This is a genomic window from Acinetobacter sp. 161(2023) (assembly GCF_037027805.1).
In the GTDB taxonomy this organism is placed as follows: domain Bacteria; phylum Pseudomonadota; class Gammaproteobacteria; order Pseudomonadales; family Moraxellaceae; genus Acinetobacter.
In genome coordinates this window covers 82,525-104,531 of the sequence record NZ_JAZEYD010000001.1, presented here as the reverse complement: position 1 = coordinate 104,531, position 22,007 = coordinate 82,525, and the positions used below count along the sequence as shown (strand labels likewise).

The following is a 22,007-nucleotide window of genomic DNA, read 5'->3' as shown; positions in this document are numbered from 1 at the left end:
ACATGGCGTACTCCAAAAATAAGCAGAGTACGCAATAACCTACGTACCCAGCGATATATAAATACATGAGGGTAACGTAGGCATCATTAGCCAATACGGCGGTTTTTCAGGGGAGGAATGCCATCTCCCCGTTTTTAGTATATTAAATCATCTTGAATTTGATTTAAACATACTTTGTAAAATCATGGACGTTCATCGTATTGCGGTAAATCGTCACGAATACATTCCCACTCTGCCTTAGAGGCAGCAAAAATATGCATTGTCGGTTTTTGGTCTAATGGCGTATCTAGTGACCCAATTCTTACACGATACAGTTCAGGCTGAGCATCACGTGAACTAATCAAAGGTGAACCACATTCGCTACAGAACCAGCGGTATACACCTTCCACAGCGAATTTTTTGACTAAGTCTTCACCTTGGGTAATTTTAAAATCTGTACTTTTAACAGGGGCATTGGTGGCAAATGCTGTTCCATTGGATTTCCGGCATCGTTGGCAGTGACACTGAATAATATCTCCGATATCGCCTTTAATTTCATAGCGAATACCCTGACATAAACAACTTCCTTGATAAACTGGTGATGCTTGAGACATGTTCTCGTAAATCCTATTATTATTGATCGCTCAAAAATAACACTTTTCACATATCAAACATAGCGCCAAATTAGTTCTTATTTTTCTAAGAATGAATGTACACCTTCACCAGCCGCTCGCCCTGTAGCAAAGCATGCAGTAAGTAAATATCCACCTGTAGGAGCATCCCAATCCAGCATTTCACCACAACAAAACACACCTGAGATTTGTTTAAGGCTCAAGTTCTCAGTTAATGCTTTTTGCTTAATACCACCAGCACAACTAATCGCCTCTTCAATAGGCCTAAAGCCATCTAACTTAATTTGAAGTGCTTTAATTTGCTGAGCCATAGTCTCTGGTTGGCTCCATAACGCTTTATCAACGACTTCTCTAATTAAGTTAATTTTGGCCGTGTCTAAGCCTGCTTTACGCCAGATATTAGTGAGCGATTGTTTTTTACCAGCCTGCAATTTTTTAATTAACTGGAACAACTCTACATCGGGCAATAAATCTAAAAATAGATTTAAGCTTTTTCCTTGTTTTTGCTGTTCTCGTAAAGCACGTCCAAGTTTATAAATAACACCACTTTCTAAACCATAGTGAGTAATCACAATATCGCCATGGGTAATCTGGCTAGGTTCAACCCACGCATTGATACGCTTTAAAGGTTCACCAAAACAGCTTTCCATAAAAGTAGACCAAGCGTGCAATACCCCGGCATTACTTGGCTGGAAAGGTTCAATATCAGATTGATTAACCCATTGCTGCCATGCACCATCACTACCTAATTGTGACCACGACACCGCACCACAAGCCAATACAACCGCATCGTATTGCTGGGTAAAAGTTTCAGTGCTTTGATTATTTTGGTTTTCCAAAGTCACCGAAGTACCTTGCAAATCAATACAACGATGACGATAAAAGAATTTAACTTGTTGTTCTGCCAAGCGCTTGAGCCAAGCACGCAGTAAAGGAGCAGCTTTCATTTCGATAGGGAAAATGCGACCTGAGGAGCCTACATAAGATTCAATTCCCAGACTTTTCATCCAGCTTTGAATCCAGACTGCATCCCATTTTTCAACCCACGGTTTGAGCCATTCTACATGGTCATAACGTTCAATGAACTGTGCTAAAGGTTCAGCATGCGAGATGTTTAACCCAGTTTTACCTGCCATCAAAAACTTACGTGCCGCTGAAGGTTTTTGTTCATAGACATCAATATTATAAGCGTATTGGCTCAGCACCTCAGCAGCCATAAGACCTGCTGGGCCTGCTCCAATAATGGCAACCCGCTTATTCGCCATGTGTTTGCCCTTGCAATGGCGCGAACTCATCAAATCGAGTTTGATAACCTTCAGGCTTGGTCATAATGAGTTGCTGACAAAGCTCACCACGCTCTAAATACTTAATCTCAAAATGAGTACGTGCAGAGGTTTGAGCAATTTTTTCTTTTTGGTAAGGCAGCTTCCATACATTTAATAACTGCTGCTCTGCCTCTTCAATATATTCAGGAATATTACTTGCCAAAGTAATGGTTCCACCTGTTTGCAGACGCGAGATTAAGAACTCAAAAAATGGCATGTTCAACCAGCGCTGTGCTGGATTATGGGGTTCTGGATTTGGGTAGAGAATAAAGAAATGTTCAACTTGAGCCGGGTGCAAAGCATGTACTACCCAAGGTAAAGCATCTGCATGTACAGGCACCAAGTTATCTCTTGGCTCTAAACCATGCTGTTTTTGCATTGCCAAGAATTTTTCTCGGGTTCGTTCAATTGCATACAACGTGTGCTGTGGCTGTTGCCCACTAAAAAGCAAAGCATGTTTGCCCTTGCCCGCTCCAATTTCTACACAAATTGGGCTATTTTCAATTGGAGTAAAATCGCGAGGCGCTTGCATACGTTGTGCTTGAAATTGACGAATCGGCATAATCACATCAAACTAAATAAAAATCGGCATAAGTCTAACAAGTCACCTGACTTTTGCCTAATCTATTTCTCTTCACTTTGAGGATATCGCTTTATGCCACGTACATTTCCCTGCCCACGTTGTGGTGAACCAAGTGTTTGGGAAGGCAATGAGTTTCGTCCGTTTTGCTCAGAACGCTGTAAATTAATTGATTTAGGCGCTTGGGCAAACGATGAATATAAATTGCCTACCCAAGATGCTCCTCAGCAAAACAAGGGTAGTCAAAATGAAGATGATTATGAAGATTAACCTGCTTTACCCGCGACAAACGGGTTAAATTGCTTTTCATAGCCAATGGTACTCATTGGACCATGTCCAGAAATAAACTGAGTATCATCTGGCAAACTAAAACACTCACGTTTAATCGATTCAATCAACTGCTCATGGTTACCACGTGGGAAGTCTGTTCGTCCAATCGAACCTTTAAACAGCACATCGCCCGTCCAAAGTAAGCCATGGTTTTTATTATAGAAAACTACATGTCCTGGCGTATGCCCCGGTGCAAAGCGTACTTCAAACTCATCTTCGCCCAGTTTTAATACTTCACCACCTTCAAGCCATTGATCGACTTTGACAGGTTGTGGAATTGGAAAGCCATAACGTGCTGATACTTCCTGAATCATGTCTAGCCAGAACTGATCTTCTTTGTGTGGACCAATAACCGGAACGCTCCATTCTTTAGCAAGCTCACCTACCGCTCCAGCATGATCTAAATGCCCATGAGTTAGCCACAGAGCCTTTACTTTTAAACCTAAGGCTTCAACTTCTTTTTTCAAAACAGCAGCATCACCACCTGCATCAATCAAAACTGCTTCTTTCGTTTCACTGTCCCAAACAAGGGAACAATTTTGAGCAAATGCAGTAACGGGAACAATTTTGACTTGCAGCATAAAAACCTCTGGCTAAAACGCAATTAACGGTGGGCTAAGGTATGGGTAAGGGCATCAAGATTAGCCTGAACTAAACCTGCAAGCAAATCAATATGAGCCTGATCGCTATTTAAAGCTGGAATATAAGCATAGCTACCACCACCTGCTTCTTGAAACAACTCTGCGTTTTGAATGGCTAACTCTTCAAGTGTTTCTAAACAATCAGCAGAAAAAGCAGGACTTAAAACCTGAACAGACTTAACGCCTTGCTTCGCCCAATCTTGTAAAAGCTGGTCGGTATAAGGCTTAACCCATTCTTGTTTTCCAAAACGTGATTGGAAGCTAATTGCCCATTCATCCTCTTTTAAATGTAAGGCTTCAGCGACTAACTTTGCTGTAATACGACAACGATCTGCATAAGGGTCGCCTTTATCTGCATACGGCTGTGGAATCCCGTGAAATGACATCAACAGTTTTTCAGGTTTACCATGCTGCTCTTGGTAGGCTAAAACGCTTTCTGCCAATGCTTGAATAAACATAGGATGCTGATAATAGTCTTTAATGATGGTTAGACCCGGCAAGTTCCGCTGAGCTGGAATCCACTTGGCAAATGCGTCGTATAACGGCGCTGTAGACGTTGCAGAATATTGAGGAAACAAAGGCAATAAAATGACATGCTCTTGCGGGTTAGCCGCCAATTTTTCTAAAACTGCATCAATACCCGGATTACCGTAAGTCATTGCGGGTAAAACCGTTAAATCAAACTGTTTATTTTCTTGTTCTAAATAAGCCTGCACACGTTTGGTTTGTTCAAAAACAATTTCGCGCATTGGCGAATCTGCGGACCATACCGAAGCATACGCATGCGCCACTCTTTTCGGGCGAAAAGGCAAAACGAACAGATTTAAAATAATCCACCAGATGAATTTTGGTATTTCAATCACGCGTGAATCAGATAAAAACTGTTTTAAAAAACGGCGCACCGCAGGCACAGTCGCCTCATCTGGTGTGCCTAAATTCGCTAAAATGACAGTAACTTTCGGTTTTTGTTCAAACGACATGTGTAAATGCCTTTCAGTTCATCTTATGACACTAATGTAACAGTTTTCAGTGTCATATATAAATTGAATCGCCCTAAGCTTTTAATCGTACGCCTCGATGATTCCATTTATAACTCAGCAATATCTTTTGAGCTTTGGTGGTTAGTTTCCACAGCCCATATGATTGCTCAGTTTGCGTTGGAACAATCCAACCTTGTGATTGCATTTGATTTTTAATTCGAAAGAGTGCCTTATGATTAATCTGCGCACAAGCCACTGCATGTGCACGAGGTAATTCCTGACGGGCATCTTCTAAGCCTGCCTGATTTAAATATTCATTCAGACAAATTCCAAAATTTTCTTCTGGCACAGCTGTTTCAAAGCGCTTTGCCAGCACGCTCAACAACTGAGACCACGTCATTTGTCGTTGTCGTTTAAGCTCTTTAAAGTTGCCATCCTGAAATGCTTGAATCTGATATTCAAATGCAAAAATATCTTGTGGTTCAACTTCCTTTAACTGAGTTGATGGCTCGGTTACTCGCTGTTCTAACTGCAAAATTTTACTTCTTAATAGTCTAATTTCATCTTCCAACTGCTGAGCTTGATGAGCAGGCACCCAACCTTGTCCCATATGTTGCTCAACCATTAAAGGAATATTTAAACGGACAGCTAACTCCAATTCACGTGGAGTTTTAAAGTAAAAAATATGCTTTGCTTCGTTTAATAACTTTTTTCTAAAAGCGAGAAATTTATCTTTAAGTTGTGGATGTGTTTCTTGTAAATCTATTTCACGACTTTCAGGCTGTTCATGCATGAACACAATAATAGGTTTAGCCTGACTTAACGCGTATTCATATTCTAAAGACAGATAACTCACACCAGAAATCGATTGTTCTCCATACTGACTTCCCAGAAGTAAGATTACATAATCACATTCATCAATTTGTCGACGTGCAAGTGTGGTTGTTAAAGGTGTTCGATGTTCTAGTCCCCAAGCAAAGAAACCCATCCCCACCAAGGTTTGAGACAAAACCATTCGCTCTGGCTGCATATCTCGGCCAGACGTTGAAATAAAAATCTGATAGCGTGTATCGAGCATAACAATACCCTTTCGCCCCACGATCTGTATGTGACTTAAAAATCAGCCAAGATCATGAACCGCCCCAAATAAAATAATAAATATAAAAAAACACTATTTTCTAAATGATATCAAAAAGATCAGTTCAGATTATGAAGTGTCCAAGTTAACTCTTGTGGAATCATATGTTGTAAAACTGGTTGCAGTGCCTCGGCATTATTACCGCTGACATAACATTCAATACGTGCAACATTCTGACCTATTTGGTCACATAATAACGCATTTTTTATTAAAATACGGGCTGTTTGTCGAGCAACGGCTACCCCTGAGTCAACCAGTGTGAATTGGTTATCAAAAAGATGATGAATTGCTTCATTTAAGAAAGGATAATGCGTACAACCGAGCACTAAATAATCTGCACCTTGCTCAGCGGCAGGCTGTAAAACCTCTTTTAATGCGTTTAAACAAGCCTCACCCATTTGCTGTCCCGCTTCTACACAAGGAACAAGTTCGAGGTTAGTTAAGGTCATCACTTTAACACCCGCTGGAACAGCAAACTTCTCGACAACCTCTTTAATGAGTTGCCCACGAAAAGTAGCAGGTGTTGCCAACACGGCAACCACTTTAGAACGTGTCTGTAATACGGCAGGTTTTAATGCTGGAACTAAACCAACAATTGGAAAGTGCTCGCCATAATGCTCACGTAAATGGTCAAGACTAAATGCTGAAGCTGTATTACAGGCAACCACCGCAATTTTACAACCTTGGCGGTATAACCAATCAACGGCTCGGGCTGTGAGCTCTCTAATTTCTTCATCAGAACGTGGGCCATAAGGAACGTAGGCTGTGTCGGCATAATACACAATGCGTTCATTCGGCAAATATCTAGCTATTTCTGCTGCAACAGACATTCCTCCAATTCCCGAATCAAAAATACCAATTGGGGCATCTGCTGATGCTTTAGGCATAGGTTCTAGATCGGTAAATAGAGGTTGTATGGCGGTCATAGCTGTACTGAAGTGTCAGAAAATTTCACTTCCTAAAGCTTAAACCTCAAGTGCCTAATTGCAAGAGCAAATTACCACTTTTTAACTCTAAAACGGTTTCACCGTTCTCTTTTTCGATGAGTGTTCCATAGTTCACTAAGTGATAAAAAGACTGGCGTTGAATAAGCGCATTAATACCAAAACGCACATGCACATAAGGACGTAACTCCCCTGCATATTCACGCATAAAAATCGGATGTTCAGCATCAACCAAAATCACATCTTGATTAGTCGTGGTCAGTTGTAAAAATTGATCACCTGAAATTTCAACTTGATCGACCTGATTGACTAATAAAGGTTCATCTTCAACCTCAATTTCAATTTGTTCTACGGGGGTTTTCAGGTAGAATTTCCCTTCTTCTTTCCATAGGACTTTGGTAAATAGATCTAATAGGGCTTGGCGCTTAATTAATTGACCTTCGTGCCACCATTCTCCATTGGCTTTAACCGTCAAATCCATTTTGCCGCAATGCTTTGGATGCCACTGCTCTAAAGGTGGAATTGACCTTTTGTGACTTTGCTGTACACCTTTTAAGTATTGTGCAATGTTCATTAAGTTTTTATCATCAGATAACGGTATTTTTCCCATATCCGATGGGGAATTATTTTGATTTACCATAGTTTATGCCTTGCTGACGAAAAAATATGACGACTCAGCCAATTGGCTAGATCATGGTTTAAAACTATACTAGCCAAAACGATAAAAGGCACAATAGCATATTTGCGCCTATGGATTAAAACACTCACGGCAGCACCGAATTTCTGAATATGACGGTTGCCACCTTTAAGTATTGAGGAGTCCTACATGGAACACATCGAACGTGAATCGATGGAGTTTGACGTTGTCATCGTAGGTGCAGGACCTGCCGGTCTGTCTGCTGCGATTAAGATCCGTCAATTAGCGATTGAAAATAACTTACCCGATCTTTCTGTTTGTGTAGTTGAAAAAGGCTCTGAAGTAGGTGCGCATATCTTGTCTGGTGCTGTGCTTGAGCCACGTGCCATCAATGAACTTTTCCCGAACTGGAAAGAAGAAGGCGCGCCTCTTAATGTACCTGTCACTGAAGACAAGACATTCTTCTTACTTTCAGAAACCACTTCTAAAGAAGCACCACATTGGATGGTTCCTAAAACCATGCATAACGATGGTAACTACGTTATCTCATTAGGTAACGTTGTTCGCTGGTTAGGGCAAAAAGCTGAAGAACTAGAAGTTTCGATCTTCCCTGGCTTTGCTGCATCTGAAGTGCTTTACCATGAAGACGGTACTGTAAAAGGAATTCAAACTGGCGACATGGGTATTGGTAAAGATGGCGAACCAACGCATAACTTTACTCCGGGCTATGAACTTCACGCTAAATATACCCTCTTTGCTGAAGGTTGCCGTGGTCACTTAGGTAAACGCCTAATTGCAAAATATAACCTCGATAAAAATGTTGATCCACAGCACTACGGTATCGGGATTAAAGAGCTTTGGGAAATTGACCCAGCAAAACATAAACCAGGCTTAGTCATGCACGGTGCTGGCTGGCCATTGGCTGAAACAGCTTCTTCTGGTGGCTGGTGGTTATATCACGCTGAAAACAACCAAGTTACTTTGGGTATGATTGTGGACTTGTCTTATGAAAATCCACACATGTATCCATTCATGGAAATGCAGCGCTGGAAAACTCACCCACTGATTAAACAGTATTTAGAAGGTGGTAAGCGTATTTCTTATGGCGCACGTGCTGTAGTGAAAGGCGGTTTCAACTCATTGCCTAAATTGACTTTCCCAGGCGGTTGCTTAATTGGTGATGACGCAGGTTTCTTAAACTTTGCAAAAATCAAAGGCTCACACACTGCCATGAAATCAGGCATGTTATGTGGTGAAGCTGTATTTGAAGCGATTGCTGCTGGTGTAGAAAAAGGCGGTGACCTTGCGATTGCACGCATTACTGAAGGCGAAGATTTATTCACTAAAGAATTAACTTCATACACTGACAAATTCAACAACAGCTGGTTAAAAGAAGAGCTTTATAACTCTCGTAACTTTGGCCCAGCAATGCATAAATTTGGTCAATGGATTGGTGGTGCATTTAACTTTATCGACCAAAATGTCTTTAAAGTGCCATTCACTTTACATGACTTGAAGCAAGACTTTGCTGCATTGAAAACTGTTGATGCAACTAGCTTTAAGCCAAACTATCCAAAACCGGATGGCAAGCTTACATTTGACCGTTTGTCTTCTGTATTTATCTCAAACACTGTTCATGAAGAAAACCAGCCAGCTCACTTGAAGCTTACTGATCCGTCAATTCCAGTGAACGTAAACTTACCAAAATGGGATGAGCCTGCACAACGCTACTGCCCTGCTGGTGTTTATGAAATCATGGAAGATAATGATGGTTCTAAACGCTTCCAGATTAACGCAGCAAACTGTGTTCACTGTAAGACTTGTGACATTAAGGACCCATCTCAAAACATCACATGGGTAACGCCAGAAGGTGGCGGTGGTCCTAACTACCCTAATATGTAATAAAAAAAGCCCCGATTATTCGGGGCTTTTTTATTGGAATCTGCTTATTGAAAAGGCAGTATTTTTGCTAAGTTTAAATTGAGGTTCTTTTTATAGAAAATAAACGTACCTAATAAAAACAGGCTAAGAAAACCAAAGTTTCTTGCTAAATCTAAATACCAAACTGATTTCCCAAACAATAAATCAACAACTAACATAAGCCCCATAAAACCTGTATGTAAAATCAGACTCATCTTTATTTTTGGTTCGGGAGCAAAATATGTATTTCTATAACCCAACAGAATTGAGCCAAAAATAACAACAGTAACTAAAATAATGGCAGCAACAGTTTCAGATAACCAAGAAGTTTCAAGATTTAATAAAACGGCAATACAAAAAAACCAAAGAAAAATAAATAAGCTTCGTTTTACAAAATATTCATTCATTTTTATATACTTAATTTTATAAATTATATAGCGATTCTTATTTGTAAAAAATTATCATTTCAAATTAAATTTTAATTATTAATGGCTTCTAAATAGTTATTATTAGAAGCCTTATTACTCTATTACCCTTTTTTCACCAAATAATGAAATTCTTTATGGCCATTTTCATCTAAGCATTCTTCTTGCAACAACAACTCATGGCCTAAATGCATACAAAATTTAGGAATATCCCACGAAGTCGAATTATCTGTTGCGAAGACTTCAACCACATCCCCAGATTTAGATTTTCGGATGGCTTGATGCAACATCATGACAGGTTCCGGACAACGTAAACCACGCGTATTGAGTTGTACAGTAGGTGAAATGGGTTGCTCTGACATAACAAACTCGAACAAATAGAATTTTCACATTTTAGCATAAACAAATTACTGAGCTGTTAACTGTAACTGGCTTTTACATAACAATATGCGTTTTGTCTTTTAGCTTGTTTTATAGATGCATAAGCATCTTTTCTTCGGTATGATTCGAAGTATTCATTTGATAGATTGAGTCTTTAGGAAAGATCATGCAAGAGGAACCAGGTCCGTCGTGGGGAATGCGCGGCTTACGAAAATGGTTAGGTACAGCACCAGAAACCCGTGATGAATTATTAAAATTAGTCCAAAATTCACGTCGCTTTTTAGAACCAGATACTGTTGCCATGCTTGAAGGTGTTCTTGACCTTCCTGCTACAAAAATTCGTGAAGTCATGACACCACGAACAGCAATGATCAGTTTGCAAGAAGATGATCAGTTACTTGATATTCTTGATGTACTGGTCGAGTCTGCTCACTCACGCTTTCCAGTCTTCTCTTCTGATCAGCCTGATAATGTTGTCGGGATTTTGCTCGCAAAAGATTTATTGCCGTTTCTAACCGAACCGAATACCAAAGTTGATATTCGAGTTCTTATGCGTCAGGCCTTATTTGTTCCAGAAAGTGCGCGTTCCGATCAGGTACTACGCATGTTGAAACATACTCAGACTCACATTGCGATTGTGATTGATGAATATGGTTCAACAGCGGGTCTTGTTACGCTTGAAGATATTCTTGAAGAGATCGTTGGCGAAATCGAAGACGAACATGACACAGCTGATGAAGATGCTCAGTACATTGTTCCTGACAATGATCATACGGTAGCAAATGCATGGATGGTGCAAGCACTTACACCAATCGAACATTTCAATACTATTTTAGATGCTGATTTTTCTGACGATGAAGTAGAAACTGTCGGCGGTTTATTGCTTCAAGAGATTGGTCTAGTAAGTGATTTACAAGGTCAAACTGTTGAGCTTGGAAATTGGTTATTTACAATCGTTGAAGCAGATGCCCGCACTATTCATCTGATTCGAGCTGTACGTCAATGAGAGCATACTTTGAAAAGCTGTTAGATTCTTCGCAACAACAAAAGCAGCTTCCTTTAATTTTTCCTTTACTCATTGCTTTATTTTCAGGTGCCGTATTCAGTTTTTCACTGGCACCTTATTATTGGTGGTGGTTGGCAATTTTATCTCCAGCCCTACTCTATGCATCATTACATAAACGCTCAGCCAAACAAGCATTTGCTATTGGCTTAAGCTATGGCTTCGGTTTATGGTTTGTAGGCGCTTTCTGGCTCTACACCTCAATCCATGTCTATGGCGATACGAATGCGTTTCTAAGCGTTTGTATGATTGCTGTTATGGCCTTTGTCATGGGCTTATTTACCGCACTTCAGACTTGGGTTTACCGACGTTTCTTCCCTGAAACACCCCTGACTTTTGCACCGCTCTGGATTGTTTTCGAGTGGGCAAAAACTTGGGTATTTACAGGTTTCCCATGGTTGTTTGTAGGTTACGCTTTTACTGAACGTTTACTCGATGGCTATGCACCTCTATTCGGTATTTATGCAATTTCCTTCGTCGTCATTGTATTAGCATGTGCTTTAGTTGAAGTTCTGCGCAAGCGTATTTTCTGGGTTATCCCGTCTACCCTATTAGTTTTGGGCGCATGGGGAGTATCATATATACAGTTTGTAAAACCTAAAGCCGCTAAGCCACTTAGCGTTTCACTCATTCAAGGTAACATTCCACAAGATTTAAAATGGTTGACTGAATATCAAGTTAGAACATTAGAAATTTATGCTGGTCTGACTCAATCTGAATGGGGCCGTGACCTGATTGTATGGCCTGAATCTTCAATTCCACTCTTCCAAACTGACATTGAACCGTTTTTGGATGCAATGGATGCACAAGCTAAAAAGAACCATACTGCATGGGTAACCGGTATTCCTTACTGGGATATGACCAAATCGCATGAAGTGGGTAGCCCACTGTATTACAACAGTATTATGGCTTCTGGCAGCGATGCAAGTGGTCTCTATAAAAAGCAGCGTCTCGTACCTTTTGGTGAATATATTCCACTATCGGGTTTACTCTCTTGGGTATTACCGGCCATGCAAAATGATATTAGCATGAGCGGTTTTTCACGCGGCGAGAGCAACCAAAAACCGCTCATGATCAAAGGGCATGCACTTGCTGCTGCGATTTGTTATGAAGTGGCTTATCCGAACCTTACCCGACGCAATGCAGAAGACAGCGACTTCTTGGTTACTGTATCTAATGATGCTTGGTTTACGGGTACTGCTGGGCCGTGGCAACACTTACAAATGGTGCAAATGCGCGCTAAAGAAAATGGCCGCTGGTTTATTCGTGCAACCAACACTGGTGTAACAGCGTTTATTGATCAAAATGGTCATATCACTGAACAAGCACCGATCGATAAAGAGTTTATCTTGAGAGGCGATTTACCAGCCATGCAAGGTCAAACCCTTTATAACCGTTTAGGTGATTATCCAGTGTTAGGATTTGCAGTATTACTGCTGATTTTAGGTTGGGTGTACCGTCCACGTAAAGTTGACGTTTCTTTTAAATCCCGCCGCTAATTTACAATAACTTTGTACCCAGAGGCACTTCAAACTCTGGGATACAAAGTGCAACGTCCCCATCTGCATTATGAAACCCTGTCACCAAACATTCTGACTGGATAGGTCCGATTTGTTTTTTAGGGAAATTCACTACAGCAACAACTAACTTACCAATCAAATCTTGTGGTTGATAGAGCTTGGTAATCTGCGCACTTGATTTACGTACCCCTAACTCTTCACCAAAATCTACATGCAGAATATAGGCAGGTTTTCGTGCTTTTTCGAAAACTTCAGCTTCAATAATTTTACCAACACGAAGCTCTATTTTTAAAAAATCATTCCACTCGATTTGTTCCATTTACTTTTCTCATGTTCTTAAACTTTAAAATAAAAAATATATAATATTCAAAAATAAAGTATTCCTTTATTTTTAGTTTGAAAATTTCATGTTAAATTAAATCCGCTGATTAAAAAGCCGTAAACGTTTACGTTAATCAACGTTCCAATATACCTCTAACAATGCATGAAGCTATTTCTTCAAAATATTTTTATATTTTGAATGGCGCAGGCGTTTGTTTGTTTACGGAGTCAAAATGCAAAACCAAAAAACCTTATATAATTTTAAGAAACTTCCAAGTCGCTATACAGCTATTGTTTTACCTTTTCTTCTATCCATCATTATGACTTTTGTAGTTTCCATGGTCAGTACTTTACGAAGTCTAGGATTTGAGCAATTTTCTATACCTATCTGGATGTCTGCATGGGCAATTTCTTGGTTAATTGCTTTTCCAACCCTACTCTTAGTCTTACCTGTCGTCCGTAAAATCACTGCACTTTTGGTAGACCCTGTTTAAAAAATAAAACGTAGATGTTTAGTCTACGTTTTATCTAAAAATTTGTTTTGAAAATATAATTAAAAAGCGATCGATAATTGCAGAGATAAATATGCAACTAAACTCGATAAAAAGACCATCGGCACATAACGATAAGCTTTAAAAAGCAATTGCTCATATTTAGTAGATATTTGTTTAGCTTGCCAGACGCTCGCTTTTAATGCTGTAAAAAAGCTCACCATCAACCATGCACTCACAATACTTAATGCGAAGAAACCAATCATAATTTGGCTACTTCCCTCTGTACTCAGCCACAGCTTTAAGAAAACTTCAGCGATTGGCAATAGACCCAAAATCAATAGGACAGATTTGAGCATTACCCAATGAAACTGAGTCAGTTCATCTAATATGAGAAATGCTTTCATTTAATCTCTCCTTTTTAATTGAATAAAGTGCTTTTTATTTATTATGCAAAGCTTTCATTTAAATATATAGCTTATTTTTCTCTACATTTTAACTTTCTTGTAAGTATTAAATATGGGAATAATTCTTATTTTAAATCTCAAATCAAAATATTAACTTTATTATTTAATTTTCAATATCTTATTATATTTTTCTGATTGAGAGAGATTATCAATTCGAATTTATTGGTTTATCTTTTTAACTGAATTGATAATCTCTATTATATTTTCAATTAAGGTTGATAATAAATATCGGCATCGTTGCCTTCACCACCTTCTTTACCATCTGCACCAAATGAATATAGGTCAAAAGGACGACCATCTTTTCCTGGTATGACATATTGAACATCATTTTTCCAACTGTCTTTAGGATAACCACCTTTTACATAGCCACCCGGCATCCAGTTTTTTGCTGTAGCAGGCTGATTAACTAACGCATCTAGTCCACCTTCTTGCATGGTTGGGAAATGTCCGTTATCGAGCTTGTACTGATCTAAAGCACCTGCCACACCTTTTAATGTAATTTGGGTGGTATCAATTTTAGCTTTTTCACTACGCCCCATGACATTTGGTACGATTAACGCTGCTAACACCCCTAAAATTACAATCACGACCATAACTTCAATGAGGGTAAAGCCTGAGGCACGTTTCATTCGAGCACCGCTCGAACGTGCCGCAAGTCCGAAAGCTACGCTTGAGGAGCAAACATCTGATGCAGAGCTATGCTCGGAATAGCACGTTGGCTCAAACTGATTTGAAACCGCAGATTCACTATGTTGTTCCATCGCTGTTTCGCTTTGAATATTTTTTACTTTCATCATTATCTCTAATATCAAAGTTATTAAATCATATTGTTCATATTTACGATTGGCAGCATAACCGCGATTACAATAACCAGTACAATGCTTGCCATTAAAACCAGCATAAGCGGTTCAAGTAATGCCAGTAAGGTTGAAATAAATGTTGTAACCTCACGGTCTTGCATGGTCGATGCACGTTCTAACATGCGGTCCAGTTCGCCTGATGCCTCACCACTTCGAATCATTTGTACCATCATTGGTGGGAAATAACCACTGCGCTCAAGCTGTGTACTCAAGTTACCACCTTCTGTCACACGCTCAGCTGCATGGGCAATTGAATCGCGTATAACCCAGTTACTGGTCACTGCTGCACCAATTTTTAAGGCATCGACCAAAGGCACGCCGGAACGCGTCAAAATAGATAAGGTACTGGCAAATCGTGCAGAATTAATACCACGTGACAGTTTACCGAATAATGGCAATTTGAGTGTTAATCGATCAAAAGCGTAATGCCCAGCAGTGGTTTTTAAAAATCGTACGAATGCGACCACTCCCACAACTGCAAAAATAATAATAAACACCCAAGCATGCCGAATAAAATCGCTGGCTTTCATTAAAGCAACTGTAATCCACGGTAGAGCATCTTTGCTTTGGTCAAATGTTTTTACGATCTCTGGCACAACATAAGTCATTAAGCCCATCACAATACCAAAAGACATCAGCATTAAAATGATTGGGTAAATCATGGCGCCTTGAACTTTTTTTTGCATTGCAGAACGGTTTTCAGTGTAATCCGAGAGCTGATCTAAAATCAGATCTAAATGCCCAGAACGCTCACCTGCAGCGACCGTTGCAATATAAAGATCAGGAAATCGTCCAGATTGCTGCATCCCTTGCGCGAGTGAATGACCTTCTAAAACACGAGAACGGACAGATAATAAAAGGTTTTGCACATGCGGTTTTTCACTTTGCCTGCTCACCGCGCGTAATGCTTCTTCTAGAGGAATTGCGGCTGCAACCAAAACAGAAAGTTGTCTGGTCATGAGCGCCAAATCATAAGCACTGAACTTTTTTTGGAATAACCCCTGACTCTGATGTTTATCTTTTTGTTCAACAGGGTCAACGCTAATTGGTGTCCATGCTTTATCGCGTAATTGTTGGCGAATCTGGCGTGCTGAGTCTCCCTCAAGCACTCCTTTTTGCTGCTTCCCTGAAGCATCAATGGCAGTAAATTGATATGCAGGCATGGTAATGTTCTAATTTTCCAAAAATAATAGTCGCTGCTGTTGCATCTATGCTACGCAATCATTCATATTCGTTCTATAGCCTGTGTAGAATACCCAAGTCCTCTTCACGACGCTATGCCGTTTTTTAAAATTGACGAAATGAGCCTCTATGACCATAACGCCAAAGCCTGATTCAGTTGTTTATCGTGTGCGTGTAGCCGTACCTGTGCATCTGTACGACACTTTTGACTATACACTCACCGAAGCACAATATGAACGGGCTCACGTAGGCTCACGCGTCGCCATTTCATTTGGACGCCAAAACCTGATCGGCATCATTACTGAAAAAGTAAATCCACATGAGCCATTTACAGGCAAATTTCAGCTTAAAGCCATTTCTGAACTTTTAGATGAAGAACCTATTTTAGATGAACAAGTTTTAAGTTTATTGACATGGTCCGCACAATATTACCAATTTCCAATTGGTGAGGTCATGCAAACGGCTATTCCAGCTTTATTGCGTCAGGGCAAACCGATGGATGTTTTATTCCATCTATGGAAAATCACTCCCTGTGACGATGTTGAAGCACTGCTTAAACGCTCGGTAAAGCAACAAGATGCCTATCAGATTTTAAAATTACATCCTGCTGGAACAACAGAGAACATTCTTAATTTAAGTGGTGTAGAAACTGCAACGCTTAAAGCGCTTCAAAAGAAAGGACTAGTAGACTGTACGCTCGAACCACACGACTTTAGCCCTACACCTGTTCAATTGGCACAAATGCCGCTCACGCTAAATGAAGACCAAAAGCAAGCGACCCAACATGTCATTAAAGCCCAGCATCAATACCAAGCATTTTTGCTAGATGGTTTAACAGGTAGCGGTAAAACTGAAGTTTATTTGCACATCATGCATGAGGTACTAAAACAAGGTAAACAAGTACTAGTGTTAGTGCCTGAAATTGGTTTAACCCCTCAAACTATTTCCCGTTTTAAGTCTCGTTTTAACTGCGACATTGCTTTATTGCACTCTGGCTTAAATGACTCCAAACGCTTACAAGCATGGCAACAGGCACAAACTGGAAAAGCGTCTATTATTTTAGGAACACGCTCTGCCATCTATACGCCACTGCCACGTTTGGGATTGATCATTTTAGATGAAGAACATGATCTGTCTTATAAACAGCAAGAAGGTTTCCGTTACCATGCGCGTGACGTCGCACTGTACCGCGGTCACTTACAAAGCTGTCCTGTTATTTTAGGTTCGGCCACACCAAGTATTGATAGTTATTATTTGGTCGAAACTGGCAAATTAACTGCACTCCAACTCAACAAACGTGCTGGACATGCACTTTTGCCTAAAATGCATTTGATTGACCTTAAAATTGTCAAAAAACAGCATGGAATTAGCCAGCCCCTTATTGAACAAATCAAACATACATTAGCTAGAAAAGAACAGGTTTTAATCTTTTTAAACCGTCGTGGCTATGCACCTGTACTGGTTTGTGAAAGCTGTGGATGGCAAGCAAATTGCCCACATTGCGACGCGCATTTTACTTTACACACCCAGCCTTATTCTTATTTACATTGCCACCACTGCGGAACCATTCATCGCCTACCCGATCATTGCCCTGAATGTCAGCAGAAAAACTTAAAAACTTTAGGTGCAGGAACAGCTAAGGTTGAAGAACACTTACAAGAACTATTTCCAGATCATGATGTGATTCGGGTCGATCGTGACAGTACCAGTCGTGTCGGGAGCTGGCAAAAAATCTACGACCGTATTCATCAAAACAAACCAACAATTTTGCTCGGCACTCAAATGTTGGCAAAAGGCCATCATTTTCCGCATGTCACATTGGTTGCCATTTTAGATATTGATGCAGGTTTACTCAGCGTAGACATCCGTGCGCCAGAACGTACGGCGCAGTTGATTGTACAAGTCGCTGGTCGTGCAGGTCGTGGTGAACACAAAGGCCATGTTTATTTACAAACCTTAAGACCTGATCACCCACTACTAACCACACTCATCGAAAAAGATTATCGCGCGGTTGCCAAACAGACTCTTGCGGAACGTAAAGTTGCTTTGCTGCCGCCTTATCGCTATGCAGTACTGATACGTGCAGAATCCAAAGATCGAGACTATACCTTACAATTTTTAAATGAAGCTGCCGAGCAACTTCGTCAAGTGGCTGGTGAGATTGTTGATATTTGGGGGCCTATTCCAGCCCCAATGGAACGTAAAGCGGGTCGCTACCGTGCCCACATGGTGATTTTATCTGCTGACCGTGCTCGCCTACATTTCTACTTAAGACAATGGTGGTCTCAATTGGTTCATGCCCCAAGACAGCATCAACTCAGGCTATCAATTGATGTCGATCCGCAAGAATTTAATTAGATGATTTGAATATCATGGTGTGAAGAAGCCTTTTTGGCTTTACACTTAAAAGAGACTAATACATTCGAGGCAATGAATGTCATTCCTACTGCAAGCAACAATCTTTCTTGGAGCTTCTCTGATTTTAGTCCCTCTTGGCAAACGCCTAGGGATAGCAACAGTTTTAGGTTATTTATTTACAGGAATACTTCTAGGTCCTAGTGTTTTAAATATTGCACATGACCCTGAAGCAATTATGGAACTTGCCGAATTCGGTGTCATTTTATTGATGTTCCTGATTGGTTTAGAACTAAGACCACAGCGGTTGTGGGAAATGCGTGACTCTATTTTTGTAATGGGAAGTCTGCAAGTCCTCATTAGCGGTGGCGTACTTATGCTGATCATACTTTTACTCTTTAAGCAGCAGCTTTCTGTCAGCTTTGTCATTGGTTTTGCGCTTGCGCTGTCTTCTACCGCTTTTGTATTACAGCTTCTGACTGAAAAGCAGCAACTCAACACGACCTATGGTCAGCAGTCTTTTTCAATTTTGCTCTTTCAAGATATTGCGGCTATTCCATTACTTGCAATTATTCCATTACTTGCAGGAACAGAATCAACCCATCATGGGATCGCTTATTTTGCGGCTATTATCGCAACATTCACTGGCCTATTTCTGTTTAGTCGTTATGTGATGCGTCCATTTTTCCGTTTTGTTGCTAAAAGTGGAGCGACTGAACTTATTACAGCTGTAGGATTATTTATTATTCTTGCTGTTGTCTTACTCATGGATACTTTAGGAATTAGCACCACATTAGGCGCTTTCCTCACAGGCGTATTATTAGCAGATTCAGAATTTCGTCATGAAGTTGAAGCAAGTATTGCACCGTTTAAGGGTCTACTGCTTGGCTTGTTTTTTATGACCGTGGGTATGACCACTCAACTGTCACTACTGATTGAAATGCCTTGGCTCATTATTGGTGGAGCAGTCGGCTTATTGCTCATCAAAACACTAATATTGACTGCCATTGCCCGCTATAAAAAATACAGTTGGAACAATAGTTTGCTTTTGGGCACTTGCTTGGCACAAGGTGGTGAATTTGCTTTTGTAATTTTGAGTCTTGCAAAAAGTGAGAAGATTTTAACGGAAGCTCTATTAGAGCCAGTGACCCTTATTGTGACGTTGTCGATGGTACTCACACCAGTGATTTACTGGCTTATGGCAACTCAGGTCATTCCTCTGTTTAATAAAGAACGTCCACCTGAATATGATGAAATTCCTCAGCAGGACAACCCGATTATCATTGCTGGTTTTGGTCGATTTGGACAAATTATTGCGCGTATTGCTCGTCTGCAACATCTTGGATTTACCGCAATTGATAACAATCTTCATCAAGTCGACTTTGTTCGAAGATACGGCGGTAAACTTTATTATGGTGATGTGACCCAACCAGATTTACTGCGTTCTGCAGGTATTGAAAAAGCCAAAGTATTTATTTTAGCAATCGATGATGTAGAAGATTCGATGAATGTCGCTCGCCATCTCAGATTAAATTATCCAAACTTAAAGCTGTTGGCTCGTGCTCGTGACCGCCATCATGTACATCTTTTAAGAGATTTAGGCGTGGAATACATTTGGCGTGAGACATATTTATCTTCATTAGGTATGGCTTATCGCGCCTTGCGAGAACTCGGCATCTCTGATGAACAGGCCTATAACAATATCGAAATTTTTCGGGATTATGATGAGAAATTGCTCATACAGCAGCAAAGTATTTATACTGATGAACAGAAGATCTTTGAAACACATCGTAATGCCTTAGCCGAACTTGAACATTTGTTTGAAAGTGATGCACAGCAACAGGCCACATCAAAACACGATGTGAATTTAAAGCGTCATTTACAACCAAATCGCATCGACATTACACGAGATCATCTAGAATAACTTGAGATTTCAAAAAATGGCTATATTAAGGACTTATTCACATTGCCTAAATAATTGGACAATGGGCACAAAGCTGCCCCTGTCCCGCTTGCGGCTTCGCTGCATTTCCTAAGCTTGATTAAAACGAAATAGTTATACTCTGCTTAGGGCCCTGGAGAATATTATGTCTGATTTACGCCAACGCTTTTATATAGAGAACTTTCCTGTTCGTGGGGAAGTCGTTCATCTAGAAGAGGCACTACAAACTATCTTAGCTCAACGTGACTATATGCCTGCCGTTAAAATTCTGCTAGGTGAAATGTTGAGTGCGACTGCATTACTTGCAAGTACACTAAAAATCAAAGGCCGTATCAGCTTGCAAATCCAGGCTAGCGGCACCTTTAAGTGGGCAATGGCTGAATGTAATCATTTAGGTGAAGTTCGTGCTCTAGCGGATTACGAAACGGATCCACGCTTCATTGAAGCAACAGACAGCAGCACAGTTCTCGGCGCTTTAGTTAATCCAGTTTTATTTATTAATATTGAACCGGAATTTGGCGAGCGTTATCAAGGGATTGTGCCGCTTGACCAAGTCACCTTAGCCGGTTGCCTCATGCAGTATTACGATTTGTCTGCACAAATCCCAACTCGCATTGTGTTAGCGAGTACGACCAAACGCTCTGGTGGTTTACTCATTCAGCTTTTACCACGCCACAATGAAGAAGAGCAAAAATTGGTCGATGAAGATTTATGGCCACGCTTGACCATGTTGACCGAAACATTAAAAGCGGAAGAGCTCACCAATTTAGATGCAAATGAAATCTTATATCGTTTATATAACGAAGAAGAAGTTCGGTTACCAGAAATTGAAGCGCTAAAATTTGGCTGTACATGTTCAAAAGAACGCTGTGCACATGCGCTGATCCAAATTGGTGTAGACGCTGTTCATGAAACGTTAGAAGAACAGAACCCGATTCGTATGGATTGCCAGTTCTGTAATACTCAATACACCTTTACTGCTGAAGAAGCTTTAGCGTTATTTGGTGAGCATTTGAGTTAATCTTCAAAATTTATAAAAAGGCGGATATACCGCCTTTTTATTTGTCTGTACTTTTGATGATAATTTTCAATATCTTATTTTAAATAAGATAATATAAGGCTAGTTTATAGCCTAATAAATAAGACACTCAAAACACCATGAATTATTTTGATTATTTTCTCTTTATTTTTAGTGTAGTTATCATGATTGCTACCCCTGGTCCTGTCATGATTTTAGTTGCAAGCGCTGGACTTAAAGGAGGGTATAAAAAAGCTCTTGAAACCATTTTTGGTACAAATTTAGCATCTCTTGTCTTAATTTTTATTTCAGTGCTCGTTTTAAAGGGAGTGCTCAGTGTTAACGATAGTTATCTTAATATCATTCGGATTTTAGGCTGTCTATATATTGGTTATTTGGGTTTCAGTATTCTTAAAGAAGTGATTCAAGCCCCTCACCCAGAAGCAATACAGACAGTTTCAGCACAAAATGGTGGTTTTAAAAAAGGCTTCCTTGTCGGTATTTCCAACCCTAAAGATATTATTTTTTTCTCGGCTTTCTTTCCGCAATTTGTCTCTATTACACCCCAATTAAATTTAAGTCTAACCATCCTCACCCTGACATGGATTGTTTTAGACTTTCTGACTTTATCTTTGGTTTATATATTCTTCCGCCGTCTTTCTAACAGTCATTTATATCCAAAAATATTAGGCCTATGCGGTTTATTACTTTTACTTATTGCACTTTACGGCTTATATCAAAGTTTCATCTAAATCATGAGAGGTATATACCTCATTTATCTATGCCTCTTCCTCTCGATTTTATTTTGGAATAGAACAACTCTTATACAATCTAGCTTATTGAAAACTTTAAAAATCGTTTCATAATGAAATAAAC

At 40.0% G+C, this 22,007-nt stretch carries 23 protein-coding genes and 1 riboswitch; of the genes, 9 read left to right on the top strand and 14 right to left on the bottom strand.

Annotation, left to right across the window (positions count from 1 at the left end; all coding sequences use genetic code 11):
• Positions 1-70: 70 nt before the first annotated feature.
• Positions 71-137: riboswitch (Fluoride riboswitch) on the bottom strand.
• A 45-nt stretch (positions 138-182) separates the two neighbouring features.
• The 3 genes from WA249_RS00505 to WA249_RS00495 all read right to left on the bottom strand — a co-directional run bounded on the left by WA249_RS00505 (position 183) and on the right by WA249_RS00495 (position 2,504).
• Positions 183-593 (bottom strand): GFA family protein, encoded by a 411-nt coding sequence (locus WA249_RS00505; RefSeq protein WP_336165902.1) that lies wholly within the window; start codon positions 591-593, stop codon positions 183-185.
• A gap of 77 nt (positions 594-670) precedes the next feature.
• Complete coding sequence (locus WA249_RS00500) at positions 671-1,876, bottom strand: TIGR03862 family flavoprotein (protein WP_336165900.1); 1,206 nt, start codon at positions 1,874-1,876, stop codon at positions 671-673.
• A complete protein-coding gene (locus WA249_RS00495; protein ID WP_336165898.1) occupies positions 1,866-2,504 on the bottom strand; it encodes an SAM-dependent methyltransferase in 639 nt (212 codons plus the stop codon). The genes WA249_RS00500 and WA249_RS00495 overlap by 11 nt, the downstream gene beginning before the upstream one ends.
• 87 nt (positions 2,505-2,591) lie before the next feature.
• Between WA249_RS00495 and WA249_RS00490 the strand changes: the two genes are divergently transcribed.
• Positions 2,592-2,786 carry a DNA gyrase inhibitor YacG gene (locus tag WA249_RS00490; RefSeq protein ID WP_016139395.1) on the top strand — a complete coding sequence of 65 codons (195 nt, stop codon included), beginning with the start codon at positions 2,592-2,594 and terminating at the stop codon, positions 2,784-2,786.
• Here WA249_RS00490 and WA249_RS00485 read toward each other — a convergent pair.
• The 5 genes from WA249_RS00485 to WA249_RS00465 form a co-directional block, all read right to left on the bottom strand.
• On the bottom strand, positions 2,783-3,427 hold the full coding sequence (locus WA249_RS00485; RefSeq protein WP_004794923.1) for an MBL fold metallo-hydrolase: 645 nt from the start codon (positions 3,425-3,427) through the stop codon (positions 2,783-2,785). The two genes, WA249_RS00490 and WA249_RS00485, sit on opposite strands and share 4 nt — an antisense overlap.
• Positions 3,428-3,450: 23 nt before the next feature.
• Positions 3,451-4,467 carry a ferrochelatase gene (hemH, locus tag WA249_RS00480; protein ID WP_336165896.1) on the bottom strand — a complete coding sequence of 339 codons (1,017 nt, stop codon included), beginning with the start codon at positions 4,465-4,467 and terminating at the stop codon, positions 3,451-3,453.
• A 73-nt stretch (positions 4,468-4,540) separates the two neighbouring features.
• Positions 4,541-5,545 (bottom strand): DUF4062 domain-containing protein, encoded by a 1,005-nt coding sequence (locus tag WA249_RS00475; protein ID WP_336165895.1) that lies wholly within the window; start codon positions 5,543-5,545, stop codon positions 4,541-4,543.
• A gap of 119 nt (positions 5,546-5,664) precedes the next feature.
• Positions 5,665-6,531, bottom strand: a complete 867-nt coding sequence (gene murI, locus WA249_RS00470; RefSeq protein ID WP_336165893.1) for a glutamate racemase — start codon at positions 6,529-6,531, stop codon at positions 5,665-5,667.
• Between the two features lie 46 nt (positions 6,532-6,577).
• A complete protein-coding gene (locus tag WA249_RS00465) occupies positions 6,578-7,189 on the bottom strand; it encodes a DUF1285 domain-containing protein (protein ID WP_004794931.1) in 612 nt (203 codons plus the stop codon).
• Positions 7,190-7,375: 186 nt separating this feature from the next.
• Between WA249_RS00465 and WA249_RS00460 the strand changes: the two genes are divergently transcribed.
• Positions 7,376-9,088: an electron transfer flavoprotein-ubiquinone oxidoreductase gene (locus WA249_RS00460; RefSeq protein ID WP_336165891.1), complete on the top strand. Its 1,713-nt coding sequence runs from the start codon at positions 7,376-7,378 to the stop codon at positions 9,086-9,088.
• 44 nt (positions 9,089-9,132) lie between these two features.
• Here the strand turns inward: WA249_RS00460 and WA249_RS00455 are convergent, their stop codons facing one another.
• Entirely contained in the window at positions 9,133-9,513 is a 381-nt protein-coding gene (locus tag WA249_RS00455; protein WP_336165889.1) for a hypothetical protein, read from the bottom strand.
• 122 nt (positions 9,514-9,635) lie between these two features.
• Positions 9,636-9,893: a sulfurtransferase TusA gene (gene tusA / locus WA249_RS00450; protein ID WP_252610566.1), complete on the bottom strand. Its 258-nt coding sequence runs from the start codon at positions 9,891-9,893 to the stop codon at positions 9,636-9,638.
• Between the two features lie 185 nt (positions 9,894-10,078).
• On the opposite strand from tusA, the gene WA249_RS00445 reads away from it, so the two are divergent.
• Positions 10,079-10,918, top strand: a complete 840-nt coding sequence (locus WA249_RS00445) for an HlyC/CorC family transporter (RefSeq protein WP_336165887.1) — start codon at positions 10,079-10,081, stop codon at positions 10,916-10,918.
• On the top strand, positions 10,915-12,474 hold the full coding sequence (lnt, locus tag WA249_RS00440; protein ID WP_336165886.1) for an apolipoprotein N-acyltransferase: 1,560 nt from the start codon (positions 10,915-10,917) through the stop codon (positions 12,472-12,474). The genes WA249_RS00445 and lnt overlap by 4 nt, the downstream gene beginning before the upstream one ends.
• Position 12,475: 1 nt before the next feature.
• Here the strand turns inward: lnt and WA249_RS00435 are convergent, their stop codons facing one another.
• Positions 12,476-12,814, bottom strand: a complete 339-nt coding sequence (locus WA249_RS00435; RefSeq protein ID WP_336165884.1) for a tRNA-binding protein — start codon at positions 12,812-12,814, stop codon at positions 12,476-12,478.
• Between the two features lie 235 nt (positions 12,815-13,049).
• Between WA249_RS00435 and WA249_RS00430 the strand changes: the two genes are divergently transcribed.
• Positions 13,050-13,310: a DUF2798 domain-containing protein gene (locus tag WA249_RS00430; RefSeq protein ID WP_336165882.1), complete on the top strand. Its 261-nt coding sequence runs from the start codon at positions 13,050-13,052 to the stop codon at positions 13,308-13,310.
• A 59-nt stretch (positions 13,311-13,369) separates the two neighbouring features.
• Here the strand turns inward: WA249_RS00430 and WA249_RS00425 are convergent, their stop codons facing one another.
• From WA249_RS00425 to gspF, 3 genes are all read right to left on the bottom strand, one after another.
• On the bottom strand, positions 13,370-13,714 hold the full coding sequence (locus WA249_RS00425) for a hypothetical protein (protein WP_336165881.1): 345 nt from the start codon (positions 13,712-13,714) through the stop codon (positions 13,370-13,372).
• A gap of 269 nt (positions 13,715-13,983) precedes the next feature.
• Positions 13,984-14,568: a type II secretion system major pseudopilin GspG gene (gspG, locus tag WA249_RS00420; RefSeq protein ID WP_336165879.1), complete on the bottom strand. Its 585-nt coding sequence runs from the start codon at positions 14,566-14,568 to the stop codon at positions 13,984-13,986.
• Between the two features lie 23 nt (positions 14,569-14,591).
• Positions 14,592-15,797 (bottom strand): type II secretion system inner membrane protein GspF, encoded by a 1,206-nt coding sequence (gene gspF / locus WA249_RS00415; RefSeq protein ID WP_016139406.1) that lies wholly within the window; start codon positions 15,795-15,797, stop codon positions 14,592-14,594.
• Between the two features lie 148 nt (positions 15,798-15,945).
• Between gspF and WA249_RS00410 the strand changes: the two genes are divergently transcribed.
• The 4 genes from WA249_RS00410 to WA249_RS00395 all read left to right on the top strand — a co-directional run bounded on the left by WA249_RS00410 (position 15,946) and on the right by WA249_RS00395 (position 21,883).
• Complete coding sequence (locus tag WA249_RS00410; protein ID WP_336165878.1) at positions 15,946-18,174, top strand: primosomal protein N'; 2,229 nt, start codon at positions 15,946-15,948, stop codon at positions 18,172-18,174.
• Between the two features lie 76 nt (positions 18,175-18,250).
• Positions 18,251-20,095, top strand: a complete 1,845-nt coding sequence (locus WA249_RS00405) for a monovalent cation:proton antiporter-2 (CPA2) family protein (protein WP_336165877.1) — start codon at positions 18,251-18,253, stop codon at positions 20,093-20,095.
• A gap of 163 nt (positions 20,096-20,258) precedes the next feature.
• Complete coding sequence (gene hslO / locus WA249_RS00400) at positions 20,259-21,134, top strand: Hsp33 family molecular chaperone HslO (protein ID WP_016139409.1); 876 nt, start codon at positions 20,259-20,261, stop codon at positions 21,132-21,134.
• Between the two features lie 137 nt (positions 21,135-21,271).
• Positions 21,272-21,883 (top strand): LysE family translocator, encoded by a 612-nt coding sequence (locus WA249_RS00395; RefSeq protein WP_004794957.1) that lies wholly within the window; start codon positions 21,272-21,274, stop codon positions 21,881-21,883.
• Positions 21,884-22,007: the final 124 nt, after the last annotated feature.